At 42.4% G+C, this 14,561-nt stretch carries 10 protein-coding genes; all 10 read right to left on the bottom strand.

All coding sequences use genetic code 11. The annotated features are described in order from the left end of the window. Window positions 1-50: 50 nt before the first annotated feature. Complete coding sequence (locus tag BLV86_RS00565) at window positions 51-1,436, bottom strand: ABC transporter substrate-binding protein (protein ID WP_031550074.1); 1,386 nt, start codon at window positions 1,434-1,436, stop codon at window positions 51-53. A 326-nt stretch (window positions 1,437-1,762) separates the two neighbouring features. Beyond that, window positions 1,763-3,190, bottom strand: a complete 1,428-nt coding sequence (locus BLV86_RS00560) for an amino acid permease (protein WP_090814741.1) — start codon at window positions 3,188-3,190, stop codon at window positions 1,763-1,765. A gap of 280 nt (window positions 3,191-3,470) precedes the next feature. Next, window positions 3,471-4,790: a M18 family aminopeptidase gene (locus BLV86_RS00555; protein WP_090814740.1), complete on the bottom strand. Its 1,320-nt coding sequence runs from the start codon at window positions 4,788-4,790 to the stop codon at window positions 3,471-3,473. 477 nt (window positions 4,791-5,267) lie between these two features. Then, complete coding sequence (locus BLV86_RS00550) at window positions 5,268-5,687, bottom strand: potassium channel family protein (RefSeq protein WP_090814739.1); 420 nt, start codon at window positions 5,685-5,687, stop codon at window positions 5,268-5,270. Window positions 5,688-5,892: 205 nt separating this feature from the next. Beyond that, window positions 5,893-7,275, bottom strand: coding sequence for a TrkH family potassium uptake protein (locus BLV86_RS00545; RefSeq protein WP_090814866.1), 1,383 nt, complete (start codon window positions 7,273-7,275; stop codon window positions 5,893-5,895). A gap of 274 nt (window positions 7,276-7,549) precedes the next feature. Continuing rightward, window positions 7,550-8,281, bottom strand: a complete 732-nt coding sequence (locus tag BLV86_RS00540) for an Rpn family recombination-promoting nuclease/putative transposase (RefSeq protein WP_278308761.1) — start codon at window positions 8,279-8,281, stop codon at window positions 7,550-7,552. 496 nt (window positions 8,282-8,777) lie between these two features. Continuing rightward, window positions 8,778-9,515, bottom strand: a complete 738-nt coding sequence (locus tag BLV86_RS00535) for a hypothetical protein (RefSeq protein ID WP_031550091.1) — start codon at window positions 9,513-9,515, stop codon at window positions 8,778-8,780. Window positions 9,516-9,679: 164 nt separating this feature from the next. Further along, the gene (ppdK, locus tag BLV86_RS00530) at window positions 9,680-12,322 is read right to left on the bottom strand and encodes a pyruvate, phosphate dikinase (RefSeq protein WP_090814737.1); all 2,643 of its coding nucleotides are present in this window, start codon (window positions 12,320-12,322) and stop codon (window positions 9,680-9,682) included. Between the two features lie 333 nt (window positions 12,323-12,655). Beyond that, on the bottom strand, window positions 12,656-13,357 hold the full coding sequence (locus tag BLV86_RS00525) for a response regulator transcription factor (RefSeq protein ID WP_031548402.1): 702 nt from the start codon (window positions 13,355-13,357) through the stop codon (window positions 12,656-12,658). Continuing rightward, the gene (locus BLV86_RS00520; RefSeq protein ID WP_031548400.1) at window positions 13,358-14,407 is read right to left on the bottom strand and encodes a sensor histidine kinase; all 1,050 of its coding nucleotides are present in this window, start codon (window positions 14,405-14,407) and stop codon (window positions 13,358-13,360) included. Window positions 14,408-14,561: the final 154 nt, after the last annotated feature.

Here is a 14,561-nt window from a genome sequence, read left to right as displayed (position 1 = left end):
TTGATAAAATAAGGGCGGGGAGGTATCATTTCTCCCCGCCCAATAAGGGATTAACCCTGCATTGCAAATCTAACCTGATCTTCAGCATCCTTTATTGAAGCATCTGCATCAGCACCATTGATGATGTTCTGGATAGCAGCTGCAACCTGTGTACGTGTAGGATAGTGATAATCACTCTGCTCTACTACAGGAACATTAGCGCTCATCTTAACGATCTCTGCATAAACAGGTGTGTTGTTGAAGTACTCAATTCCTTCATTGTAAACTGCAGACTGACCGGCCTTAGCTGAACATGTGATAACGCCACCGTTCTTAAGAGCTGCATCATAGGTTTCTGTAGATCCTGCACCGAAGGTCTTTCCAAGGAAGTCCTGAGCAAGCTCGAGGTTCTGGCAGTTTGATGTGATGTAAAGTGAAGAACCACCGTTTGAAGCGAAGCCCTCTTTGCCGTTTCCTTCAAGAGTAGGCATGCTTGTGATCTCCCACTTTCCGCTGTTATCGCCTACCTGCTCAATTGTAGGGATGATCCAGTTACCATTCATAACACCGGCAACCATGTCTCCAACGATTGTCTGATCTGTGTAATCTGACCAGTCGTTTGCAAGGTAGATGACATTCTCCTTAGCACCTCTCACGATAACATCTATTATCTTCTTGAAAGTCTCATTCTCTGAAAGGTTAATGTCTCCATCCTTGAACTGTGAAACACCTTCAGCCTGGAGCATCATGTAAGGGAGATCGTTTCCGTCACCATCCATGGAAAGAAGATACTTGCCTGTTGTGTCGTAAACCTTCTTACCAATCTCGATCCACTCATCCCATGAGATGCCCTTCATATCATCGATTGTATATCCTGCCTGCTCAAGAAGATCTGTTCTGTAAGCGAATATAACTGTTCCGTTGTCTACAGGCATACCGTAATGAACGCCGTCGATGGTTGAATATGAAAGCTTCTCTGCTCCGAAATCATCCCAGTTAATATCTGCGCCTTCAAAGCTTGCCCATGCCTCAGGGAAATCAGTTACATACTTCTTGAAGTAGTGATCCTGGAAAAGAACGATATCAGGAAGTGTGCTGTAGTCTCCGGCTGAACCTGCAAGTGTTACTGCATTTTCAACATCAGATGACTGTGACTGCTCAACGATGTTAAGCTTGAAATCAGGATTTACATTCTTCTGATAATCAGCCTCAGCTGCCTTAAGTGCAGGGATGTTGAAGTTCTTGTCCCATGCGTAAACTGTAAGTGTATTGGCATCCTCTGATGCAGCTTCAGTAGCCTGTGTTTCAGCGGCAGCCTGTGTCTCGGCGGCAGCTTTTGTTTCACCGGCAGCTTTTGTCTCAGCAGATGTTGCAGGTGCCTCAGGTGATGGACTGCAGGCTGCAAGTGAAGCAACCATTGTTCCGGCCATAATAGCAGATACTATTCTCTTCTTCATAAATATTTTCCTCCAATTTGTGCAATCTTTATTGTTTTTTGGGGTCGATTGCTTTAACTATGTGTATTTTAACAGTAAACAATGCAGAAATGTTCACGATTTTGCCTATAATATATTCATTTTCGACCATGATTTAGGTGATAGTTGAAAAAGCTGTTTTTTGACGTCTGTACTAATAAACAGAAAGTTGTTATTGATGCATTTTTAACAAAATACGATGCATTTTTAAGCCGGTTCCTCGCTTTAAAGCATTAAAAAAGCTGCCCTTTTCAGGACAGCTTATGGTTATAGTCATTTTTGAATGTTATGTGGTTGTTTTTGACTATTTATGCAGTTTTTACTGCATGAACCTTTTCATTCTTCTTAATGATAGGAAGAATTACGCCAAGTGCTGTAAGTACGCAAGGTGTGATGATATTAAGAGCCATTGTAAATGGATCTGTGTCATAAACACCGAGTAAGCAGCAGGCTGCTGTTACGAAGAAGCACCATCCACCCGCAACAAGTGCGAGAGTGTTGTTCTTGACAAAACGATATTCAGGATTGTACTTTGCTCCCGCCTTGCGAAGGGCAATGTATGCAGCAAATACCCAAAGGTATCTCATAGGCATACATACAGAATTAAGCTTTGTAAGCTGTTTAAGAACTGCGGCAGCACCCGGAACGAAAGACTGAATAAGAATGATAGCACCTGAAAGAACAGCTACCATCTTGATACCATTGATATATGCGCCTGCATCATTCTTCTTAAGAAGAGCTGTAGGGATAAACTCCTTAGCATCTTCATTATCAAGAAGCATACGAAGCGGTGCATCGATACTGATAACAAGTGTTGAAAGCTGGCCTACCATGTTACATACAGCATAGATGATGAGAAGTGAATCACCGATACCATAGTAAGCACCAAGCTTCTGGAATGCCCAGTAAGAACCGTTTGAAACATATGCATTGAAGTTCTCATTGATTGCTACAGGATCAAACATCATACCCATAGCGATGGTTCCAAGGATAGCACAAACCACAACCATGATGGCAAGTGTGATCATTGCTCTCGGGAAGCCCTTGCTTGGGTTCTCAACCTTATTTACATAAGGAGAAATCTTCTCGCATCCGCCAACTGCGAATACAAGGATAGAAAGTGATGTGAAATACTTTACATCAAACTGAGGAATAAGGTTCTTCATGCTGAAATCCATAGATACATAATCAGCACCCGGATTGATTGCACGTGCAGTGAAGATCATGATGATGTAAAGGATAGACATTACAAACATACTTGTTCCTGCGATGGTTGCAAGCTTCTTTAACGGGTTAAGACCACGGCTGGCAACCCAGCAGAAGAAAAGAAGTACTGCAAATGTAATGAGCTGAACACCGATGGTCGGGAATGTATCGTAGGTCTCAGCATTACGGAATACTGCCCAGCTGAGAGCCTTAAGTCCGCCTGAAGACTTGCTGGCGATGTATGTGATGTGGCATGCCCAGTATGTCCAGCCTGCATAGTAAGCAAGCTTAGGACCTGTGGTCTTGAGAATCCATGAGCTGACTCCGCCGCCGGACTCTTTGAAGGCTGAACCAAGTTCACCAACCATAAGTGCATAAGGGATGAAGTAAAGTGCGAACATGAGAATCCAGCTGAAAATAACCTGGATACCATTGAAGTAGACGAAACCATTCAGAACGTTTCCAAATCCCCATACTGTTGAAAACGCCATGAATGCGAGAGTCGTCCAAGTGATACGTTTTGAATCCATAATAAACTCTCCTTTTCATAGCCGCAAAGCTGATTCATACTTTGCTTTTTATTTTTATTTTTCCAAACATGATATGTCTGGAAAATCAAGATGCCCTGACTCCGGATCACATCCCCTTCTGTAAGTTCACCGAAACATGAACATCTCTTGATTCATGGTTTTTCGATTAAGTAACCTATTCCCCCAACGAAAAACCGTGTCTCCAATCAGAATTCAAACCTATAGTCCCTGCCTCCCGTTCCTTCCATGGTCGAAGAGAACAGAACTTCGGCTGCTTTAGTCAGAATAAAAGCCTGTACTTTCCGTCACCGGTTCCTTCCATTGTCGATGAAAACAGAACTCTTGCAGCTTCTATAAGATATGCTGTATCCTTTGCGCCTGCAGTCTCGTAAGGTGAATGCATGGCAAGCTGAGGAAGTCCTATATCAACTGTATTTAATGCAACCTGGCTCTGGGAAATGTTTCCGAGGGTGGAACCCCCAAGCATGTCGGAACGGTTTGTAAATATCTGGAAAGGAACCTTCGCCTCATTACAGATAGCACGCATTACCGCACCCGAAACCGCATCTGTTGTGTATTTCTGATTTGCGCTGTACTTAATAACAATTCCATTATTGAGGTAAGGACGATTTGTCGGATCTGACTTTTCAGGGTGGTTGGGATGCACGGCATGAGCATTATCAGCTGATACAAGGAAGCTTGAAGCGATACTCATGAGATACTCCTCTTCTGATTTACCGCATGAACTGTTAATGCGGCGAAGCGTATCTTTAAGGAAGGTTCCGGCTGCGCCCTGTTTGGTTCCTGAACCAACTTCTTCGTTATCATATACACAGTGAACCGCAACAGAATCTTTAGGTTCTGCCTTAAGGAAGCCCTGAAGTGAGGCGTAAGCACACTGAAGATCATCAAGTCTGCCGCTTGCCACGAACTCGTTGTTAAGTCCCAGCATCGTGCCCTTCATGCGGTTGTAAAGGAAAAGGTCTGTATCAAGAATATCTTCGGCTTTTACCCCTGCCTCTTCTGCTATCATTTTAATGAATACATCCGACTCCTCGCCTTTCTCGCAGAAAAGCGGAAGCATATCAACCTGAGCATTAAATTTGTATCCATCATTTACCTCGCGATTCATGTGGATGGCAAGATTAGGAATGATCATGAGATCACGATCAATGTTTACAAGTCTGGTCTCGATGCCCTCTTCTGTGCGGACAATTATGCGGCCCGCAACAGAAAGCGGTCTGTCCAGCCAGGGTGCGCATATCATTCCGCCGTACTTTTCGACATTGAGCTTCACATACTGCTTATCTATGGTAATCTCAGCATTGGTCTTGATCTTAAACACCGGTGAATCACAGTGACTTGCCATCATCTGAAAACCCGTGTAATCCTTCTTTGGAATGCGGAATGCAATTACAGCTGAATCATTTCTTGTTACGTAGTAGCCTTTTCCTGCCTCAAGCTCCCATGGTTTTCCTTCATATAAACGTATGAGTCCGGCATCCTCAAGAGTCTTACACATATTGCTTACTGCATAAAAAGCATTTGGACTGCTATCAAGGAAAGCTATGAGCTCTTTATTCACATTATCAAAATTCATTTGTTTCTCCCCATCTATTAACGTAGGTTTTCAGCCGTTTATATCTGACACACTGATGTCAATCTGATCAGCTCATATATAAACACATGCGCTTTGCCGTTTTATCCGAAAAACAGATATACAAATCTGAGCGACTTCTGAAATTGAACCTATAAAGATATTTCAAATATTAATTTAATATAATTTATGTCAATATTTAGCATGCCCGCAGATTATACCATTTCGTTAAATGTTCCTCAACCGATTGCAATCATAATGTTTCCGGCAATTCATAAACCTTTTTAATACATTTGATAACCTTTCATTATGTCTTTTATTCTTTCAGAGAATACATCTGTCCGCGTAAAAAAGACACCCGTCAATCAACGCTTTAAATCGGCGATAAACATTATCACCAAAAAAGTATTGATTAACGGGTGTTTTTTTAACCTTCTGTATACAATATCAGACGTCTGTAATGTCCTTTGGTTTTTTTAACTATTTTGAAAGAACTTTTGTGACAGTGAGCTGTGCCATGGTCTTCTCCGGATATACTATCTCATCCGCACCTATTTTTTTAAGCACCTTACCCATGCGCTCGGAACCTGCTTTTGCTATAACCTTATGTACTCCCTGCTCTTTGGCCACCATGATACACATTATGCTTGGATCCATACTACTTCCCATACACACTATTACAACATCCATGTTGCCGAGACCCAGCTTCTCAACTGCATCCGGATCCGAAAGATCACAGGCAACAGCGACCTCAGCTATATCCGACAGCTGGTTAACCACCTCTTCACTCTTATCGGCGATAAGAAGCTCCACACCATTTTCAAAAAGCTCCCTGGCTGTAAATTTACCGAATCTCCCAAGTCCCAATACCGCAATCGAAAGTGTTTTTTTCTCTGACATATTTTTCCTCCCCTAGTAATCAAATTCTTAGATTAAAAAAATGATTAATGAACTCCTCATCTATTTGCGCTGTTATTGGATGCTTAAAATCTGACAGACAGATTCACATCTAGCCGGCTCTAGACATTCCCTTATGTAACGAGAGAACACAGTCAGGAATCCGGAAAATAGAATTTCCATTAAACATTTTACTTACAAAACTTTATCATCCCATGTAGTATTTGCCCTCTGCACTGATCAGAAGATTCTTCTTAGCCTTTTGTCCTCTGAAGAACATCACGAGAGATATAGGCCCGATCCTTCCGAGATACATCGCAGTGATAATGATCATTCTTCCTGCCGGAGTGAGAGTCGATGTAAGATTTCTGGAAAGACCCACTGTCGCCGTCGCACTGAAGGTTTCAAAAAGCGCATCCGTCATGAGTATTCCGTGATCCGTAAACATTAACATGATACTGAGAAGCGACGTCACAAGAAAACTGATAAGAATGATGGCAACCGCTTTACGAATGGTTTCTATGGAAAATGATCTGTTGAAAACCACCGGCTTTTCACGATCCCTAAGGAAACTGATGGCATAAAGCATAAGTGCAAAGAATGTCACAGTCTTTACGCCGCCCGCGGTTCCCATAGGTGATCCTCCGATGAACATATACATCAGTCCAAAAAGAGCCGTAACCTCTCTGAGACCTTTCTGGGACACTGTCATAAAACCCGCAGTTCTGAAAGTCACGGACTGGAAGAAGCTGTTCCATATCTTTGCTCCCAGGCTCATACTCTGCATCGTCGCCGGATTATCCATTTCTGCCAGAAATGTAAGCATTGCCCCACTCACAATAAGCACCGCCGTCAATGCAAGCACCAGCTTAGTCTGTTCATGAAGCCTGAATCGCTTCCTTCCCTCAGCCTTTGAGAAAAATGCACCCACAGCATTGGCTACATCAAACCAAACCACAAAGCCAAGTCCACCGAGAACAATCAGCATCATGGTGACAAACAAAATAAAATAATTCCCCGAATATCTGCACAAACTGTCAGGCCCTATAACATCGATACCCGCATTACAGAAGGCAGAAATCGAATGAAAAATCGAGACATATATGCCCTTGGTATTGCCAAACTCCGGCACAAACACAAACGCCGACAAAATCGCTCCGATGCCCTCAACGATGAATATATCTCTAACCACTCTCTGGCAAAAACCGGCAACTCCTTTTATGGAGTCAAGGTTAAAGGAATCCATCATCAGCACCCTGGTTTTAAGAGACAATCTCTTATGAATAAGTATCAAAAGCACTGCTGAAAGACACACAACACCTATGCCACCCACCTGTATCAGCAGCATGATCACAATCTGCCCAAACAGTGTCCAGTGAGAAAATGTATCAACCACAACAAGCCCCGTAACACAAACAGAAGTAGTAGCAGTAAACAGCGCCGTGAGAAAATCCGTCTCTTCTCCCGGCACCGTTGAGCATGGAAGCATCAAAAGCGCCGCCCCCACCAGAATCGCCGACAAAAAACTCAGCGAAATCATCTGCGTCGTACTAAGTTCCGGTTTCCGTCCCTTCTTTCCCTTCTTTTTCATAAAATCACTTACACTTTTATTCCCCTCATTCATTTCCTTCATACCCACAACATACCCACAATCATAAAATTACTCGCGCTGATCAGTCATTGACTCATTAATTATAACATCAGTCAGGATCAGTTTTAACTATATAACGCAAAGAGACAACCATATTCTCTGTGCAGTCACAGAATAACATGGTTGTCTTTTTCGTTTTATTTTACTCTTGTTATGAACATATACTGAATGATTCATAATAATACTGCAATTTTCGAATGTTCAATTCCCAGTATTATTTCACTGACATCATACTATTCTGTACTTCCTTGATAAGCTTCATGGGATACTTGCAGAAAGATGCTATCTCTTCCGGAGTTTTGCCATCCTGAAGCATTTCTGCAATCTTCTCACGATCTCTTCGCTTAGCCCCCATCGCCTGTTGTTCTAAATCTCTCATGTTGATAACCATATATTCTCTCCTCCATTTCTTGTTTTTCCTTGCCCTTTGCACTGCTTCATCAAGTTTTTTCACATATTCATCTTCTACCGCATTTCCTGCAACATAACTGAGAAATGCCTTTAACTTCGGACTTATATCATCCTTTGTTCCGGTTGCATTTAGAACTATCCTGGTAGTTCCATCGCCCATTTCCAGTTCCGGATTTTCTTTGCAGCGGTTGGTAAATGTATACATATGTCTGCTTTCACCGTAAAGGTCAAACAGACAGATCATCACTACATAGGACTCCACAAGTTCATCATACACTACGCCTTTCTCCAGCATCTGCATGTCTGCCATGGACACATAGTAACGTATCCTTTTCGGAAGATTTCCGGTATTAAGAACCTGCAGCTCGATGTCCACTATCCTCCCTTCTTCCATAGTTGCAAAGACATCAAACCTTACACCATGTAAATCCGGGCCTATCTCAATCGTCTTCTGACCATCTATCTTTAGATCCGTAAACTTTATTTCCGGCAATATACATCTGATGAGTTCAGAAAGAAGTTCTTTATCCTTTATGATCTTTCATATAGTTTTAGTATAGCATCAAAATCAAAAGCGTTTATTAAAAGATTGTTTAATAAACTCCTGATCAAAAAATAAAATTAGGGATATCTTTAAAGATATAAATATAGATAATTGAAACTAAGATAGTTCAAATCTTTTCGCCCATAGATATGGGGCTTTTGAATATTCGTGTGAAATCATACATGTTATATTAATTTCTGTCAATACTATAGCAAAAATTCATACTGGATTATTATTGCAAAAATGTAAGTGTTCAGACACTGTCGGACATTTTTCTCGGAGTGTACTTTCAACGCCGTGAGCCGTTGGCATGAAGACGCATTTTATCGTCCGGTAGCCAATATGTTCCGTTAACATGAGGACACATTTTTTCTTCCGGGAAACACAAAAAGCGCCAGGGACATACCCCCGGCGCGAAAATGCGTAACTTTATATATACTACTGTCTGTGATTGTTAATCCTAGCCTGAACTGCAGCAAAATAGCTGTTATATCTCCTTAAAATCCACTTCACTTCCATTCAGTTCCGAAACTATAACTCCGGCGTATGATTCCCCGGGATACTCATATATACAGTGTTCAAGAGTCAGCTTCGCTCCTGATGTGCCGGATTCCAACTCAGGTGTATGGGCAAGTATGGCTCCCATTCTCCAATAGCTGCCGAACTTTGCCGTTGCTCTGTTGATAAAATGACAGTCTTTAAATATCATTTCACTGTCATAGGTAAGTCCCATACCTACGGCAGAAGCTTGATAAGAAATAAATGTACAGTCAGAAAATACAGTATGCTGGGAGCCGTAGTCCGCATGTACGGCATAAGCACCCTTGTCCTCTACATTAAGCTCTCCATCAGGATGGCTTGCTATAAATCGAATATTTTCCACTCTACCATTTAGCCTTAGATCTGCAGCAGGATTTTTATAAAGCCCGCTTTCACTGAGAATCTCCACGCCATCCGAAAGACCTATAAAGCTTATGTATCGTTCCGGCATTCCCATTGAAGATATGGCCGAAAAAGGTTTATAGATTCCGGAATGCATATATATGATCACCTTATTTTGTTCGCTGTCATTACAGGAATCGATAATCTCCTGTAGATCCGACTCTGGTGTAACCTGATATATGGTATCTGCTTTTGCTATAAAATCAAACATCAGCATGAACATAAACAGGAAAAATAATGTTTTTGCAGTTCTTATATATTTATCAGATAAAAATCCAACCATTCTAAACTCCTATAAATTGAGCAGGAAGATTAATTTTTCCTCTCACAATGCAGGACTCTATCGGCATCCTTCAAAAATATCACTCACAAAACCCCTGCGATATAAAAGAAGCCGGGAATCCTAGATTCCCGGCTTTACACAAAGCCTTTTCGGCTAAATTCCTATCAATCCCTTGGATTGCTTATCTGAGCCTGAGCTGCAGCAAGACGTGCAACAGGTACACGGAACGGTGAACATGATACATAATCAAGACCGATCTTGTGGCAGAACTCAACAGATGAAGGATCGCCGCCGTGCTCACCGCAGATACCTACGTGAAGCTTAGGGTTAACCGGCTTTCCAAGCTTAAGAGACATCTCCATAAGCTTACCAACACCAGTCTGGTCAAGCTTAGCAAACGGATCAGCCTCAAAGATCTTTGCATCATAGTAAGCATTAAGGAACTTACCTGCATCATCACGAGAGAATCCATATGTCATCTGAGTAAGGTCGTTTGTACCGAAGCAGAAGAAATCAGCTTCCTTAGCGATCTCATCAGCAGTAAGAGCTGCTCTAGGAATCTCGATCATTGTACCAACCTCATATTCGAGCTTAGCACCTGCAGCTGCGATTTCAGCATCAGCAGTAGCAACAACGATATCCTTAACATACTTAAGCTCCTTGACCTCACATACAAGCGGGATCATGATCTCAGGCTTAACATTCCAGTCCGGATGCTCCTTCTGAACCTCAAGAGCTGCACGGATTACAGCCTTTGTCTGCATCTTTGCAATTGAAGGATATGTAACAGCGAGACGGCATCCTCTGTGACCCATCATAGGGTTGAACTCATGGAGTGACTCGCAGATGTTTCTGATTTCCTCTACTGACTTATTCTTAGCCTTTGCAAGCTTCTCGATATCAGCAGCCTCTGTAGGAACGAACTCGTGAAGAGGCGGATCAAGGAATCTGATTGTTACAGGGCAACCCTCAAGAGCCTCATAAAGAGCCTTGAAATCTCCCTGCTGGTAAGGAAGGATCTTATCAAGAGCAACTTCTCTCTCTTCCTCTGTATCTGAGCAGATCATCTCACGGAATGCAGCAATTCTGCTCTCCTCAAAGAACATGTGCTCTGTACGGCAGAGACCGATACCCTCAGCACCGAGCTCTCTGGCCTTCTTAGCGTCAGCAGGTGTATCAGCATTTGTACGAACCTTAAGCTTTCTGAACTGATCAGCCCAAGCCATGATACGTCCGAACTCGCCTGCGATCTGAGCATCTACAGTCTTGATCTGTCCGTCATAGATATTACCTGTTGTACCATCGATAGAAATGAAATCTCCCTCGTGGAACTCCTTGCCGCCGAGAGTGAACTTCTTGTTCTCCTCATCCATAACGATGTCGCCACATCCTGATACGCAGCACTCACCCATACCACGGGCAACAACGGCAGCGTGTGATGTCATACCACCACGAACTGTAAGGATACCCTGAGCAGCCTTCATACCTGTGATATCCTCAGGTGAAGTCTCAAGTCTTACAAGTACAACCTTCTCTCCTCTTGCAGCCCACTCTACAGCATCATCAGCTGTGAATACGATCTTACCGCAAGCAGCTCCCGGAGAAGCACCAAGTCCCTTTCCAAGTGGTGTTGCAGCCTTAAGAGCAGTAGCATCGAACTGAGGGTGAAGAAGTGTATCAAGGTTACGAGGATCGATCATAGCAACAGCCTCTTCAGGTGTCTTATGTCCCTCGTCTACAAGATCACATGCGATCTTAAGAGCTGCAGGAGCTGTTCTCTTACCGTTACGGCACTGGAGCATGTAGAGCTTCTTGTTCTCAACAGTGAACTCCATATCCTGCATGTCATGATAGTGGTTCTCAAGAGTCTCACAAACCTTGATGAACTCAGCATAAGCCTCAGGGAACTCCTGCTCCATCTGTGCGATAGGCATAGGTGTACGAACACCGGCAACTACGTCCTCGCCCTGAGCATTGATAAGGAACTCACCCATAAGCTTGTTCTCACCTGTAGCCGGGTCACGTGTGAATGCAACACCTGTACCTGACTGGTTGTTAAGGTTACCGAATACCATCGGCATAACGTTTACAGCTGTTCCCCATGAATAAGGAATATCGTTATCACGACGATATACGTTAGCACGTGGGTTATCCCATGAACGGAATACAGCCTCGATAGCGAGCTTTAACTGCTCTACAGGATCTGAAGGGAAGTCCTTTCCAAGCTGATTCTTATACTCAGCCTTGAACTGCTCTGCAAGCTCCTTAAGGTCAGCTGCTGTAAGGTCAACGTCGAACTTAACACCCTTCTGCTCTTTCATCTTGTCGATAAGCTGCTCGAAATACTTCTTACCAACTTCCATAACAACGTCTGAGAACATCTGGATGAAACGACGATATGAATCATATACGAAACGCTCGAATGCAGGATCAGGATTGCCCTTGATCATAGCTGCAACTACTTCGTCATTAAGACCAAGGTTAAGGATTGTATCCATCATACCCGGCATAGATGCACGAGCACCTGAACGAACTGATACTAAAAGAGGATTCTGGAGATCACCAAACTTCTTACCGTTCTCCTTCTCCATCCATGCTACGCCTTCCATAGCCTGGCCCATGATTTCGTCGTTTATTTTACGACCATCCTCATAGTACTGAGTACAAGCCTCTGTTGTGATAGTGAAACCCTGTGGAACCGGAAGTCCGATCTCTGTCATCTCTGCAAGGTTTGCACCCTTACCTCCAAGTAAGTTTCTCATGGACATGTTACCTTCTTTGAAGGTGTAGACCCATTTTTTAGCCATTACTGATCCTCCTAATATTACTTGTTTGTATTTATATGTCTTTTATAAAGAGTTACCCTTTAAGTGCCAGTATGTATAGGATAACCTCTACAAAAAGCTATCTTGATTTATCCCGTACAGTCGGGAAAATCACCATTGAGATTATACTCGACTAATTTTTCTTAGTAAAGAAAACATTTGAATGAAAACGGTTACATTTTGTATTAATTTTCTATAAATAAAACAAGCCTTGGAAATTCTAAGAAAAATCAAAGAATTTCCAAGGCTTTTTCATTATTACAAACCGGAAAACGTAAAATCATCCGAAACTTATATCACACTAACGCGCAATGTTTACACCTTAAACCTGTATCCAACGCCCCATATGGTTTCTATATACTGAGGTTTTGCGGAGTCCATTTCGATCTTTTCCCTTATCTTTTTGATATGCACTGTTACGGTTGCAATGTCTCCCACTGAGTCCATTTTCCATATTTCCTTAAAAAGCTCCGCCTTTGTGTAGACATGATTGGGATGTGAAGCAAGGAAAAACAAAAGATCAAACTCTTTAGTGGTAAAGGTCTTTTCTTCATTGCCAACCCATACACGTCTTGCAGAAGGGTCTATCTTAAGCCCACGGATCTCGATGAGATCATTTCCTTCCTTTCCGTTACCTATAAGTCTTTCATATCTTGCAAGATGCGCCTTGACCCTGGCCACAAGCTCTGATGCCGAAAACGGCTTGGTCATATAATCATCGGCACCAAGCCCCAGTCCACGTATCTTGTCAATGTCATCCTTTTTTGCGGAAACGATGATTATGGGGATATCTTTAACCGATCTGACTTCTTTGCAGACTTCAAATCCATCTTTTCCCGGCAGCATAAGGTCGAGAATAATGAGATCGAATTCTTCGCCAAGCGCTTTTTCAAGGCCGATATCTCCGTCATTTGTAATGGTTACCGTGAAGCCGGAAAGCTCAAGGTAATCTCTCTCCAGTTCGGCAATGGACTGTTCATCTTCAACTATGAGAATCTTTCTTTTATCATCATCCATTTAAATAACCTCCTGCATACTGCGGATATATTTCCTTAAAACAAAATTTATGGTGGTACCTTCTCCCTCAACAGAAGTCGCCCATATGCGTCCCCCGCTATCTTCAACTATCTTTTTGACAATGGATAATCCTATACCGGATCCACCTTTCATGGAATTTCTGGAGCTGTCTGCTCTGAAAAATCTCTGGAATATATATGGCAAATCCGTCTTTGCTATTCCCTTTCCGTTATCGCTCAGACTTACCTGTATAAAATCCCCGGCATCTTCAAGTATCAGTTCGATCTTTTTCTCATCCTTATCCATATATTTCACGGAATTTGAAACGATATTGTTGATGACCTTTCTGAGCTGCTCAGGATCAGCTATCATTTCGACGTCCCTGGATACTTTGTTCTCAAAAGTAAATTTGATCTCCTGGGATTCCATGTCAAGCCCTATTTCATCAGCACAATCCTGAAAATAATCCTGAACCGGCATATGTTGGAAATCATATGGTATTTTATTGGACTCGACCTTAACGTAGTACCTTAACTCATCAATAAGGCGGTCCATATCATTAGCTTTTATATTTATGGTCTGAATATACTTCCTTTGCATCTCCTGACTTTGAGCAACACCGTCCAGGATACCTTCCGAATAACCTTTTATAGCAGTAAGCGGCGTTTTCAGATCATGGGCAATGTTTGAGATCAGCTCGCGGTTGGCATTGTCATTACGTATCTTCTCTTCCTGTGTTTCCTTGAGCCTCATGCGCATCTCATCAAAGGCTTGCATCAGCTCGCCAAATTCATCATTGGTCTCAGCTTCAAGGGTGAAATCCAAATCTCCTGATTCTATCTTTTTGGCTGCCGCCTTCAGTTCATCCACGGGTTTTACGATACCCATATAGATCCAGCATATAAAAAAGAGTCCGGCAATTATTAGTATCATCACGTTCATGCTCATGGTGGTATAACCTCTGAACATAAGATACATGAGTATCAGAGGAAGGATAGTACTTATGCAAAAGCTTACTGCCACCCGTCCCATCAGTCCGACATGTTTCATGCTGTATTCCTCTACCCAATAATTTATAAATCTAACCTAATTATAACATAACTATTATATAGAAAAAAACTCCCAACATATTAATAATGTCGGAAGTTTTTTACTTTGATGCAGAAGTTCAGCCGATGGACCACGATCCACCGGCTGAACTGTT

This window comes from Oribacterium sp. KHPX15 (assembly GCF_900107835.1).
Classification (GTDB): domain Bacteria; phylum Bacillota; class Clostridia; order Lachnospirales; family Lachnospiraceae; genus Oribacterium.
Note: the sequence above shows the minus strand (reverse complement) of the source record. Positions and strands in the feature narration are given on the sequence as shown.

Bases quoted from the DNA above. Each gene is read 5' to 3' on its own strand.
- BLV86_RS00565 (WP_031550074.1), bottom strand. From the start codon at position 1,436: ATGAAGAAGAGAATAGTATCTGCTATTATGGCCGGAACAATGGTTGCT.
- BLV86_RS00560 (WP_090814741.1), bottom strand. From the start codon at position 3,190: ATGGATTCAAAACGTATCACTTGGACGACTCTCGCATTCATGGCGTTT.
- BLV86_RS00555 (WP_090814740.1), bottom strand. From the start codon at position 4,790: ATGAATTTTGATAATGTGAATAAAGAGCTCATAGCTTTCCTTGATAGC.
- BLV86_RS00550 (WP_090814739.1), bottom strand. From the start codon at position 5,687: ATGTCAGAGAAAAAAACACTTTCGATTGCGGTATTGGGACTTGGGAGA.
- BLV86_RS00545 (WP_090814866.1), bottom strand. From the start codon at position 7,275: ATGAAAAAGAAGGGAAAGAAGGGACGGAAACCGGAACTTAGTACGACG.
- BLV86_RS00535 (WP_031550091.1), bottom strand. From the start codon at position 9,515: ATGGTTGGATTTTTATCTGATAAATATATAAGAACTGCAAAAACATTA.
- ppdK (WP_090814737.1), bottom strand. From the start codon at position 12,322: ATGGCTAAAAAATGGGTCTACACCTTCAAAGAAGGTAACATGTCCATG.
- BLV86_RS00525 (WP_031548402.1), bottom strand. From the start codon at position 13,357: ATGGATGATGATAAAAGAAAGATTCTCATAGTTGAAGATGAACAGTCC.
- BLV86_RS00520 (WP_031548400.1), bottom strand. From the start codon at position 14,407: ATGAAACATGTCGGACTGATGGGACGGGTGGCAGTAAGCTTTTGCATA.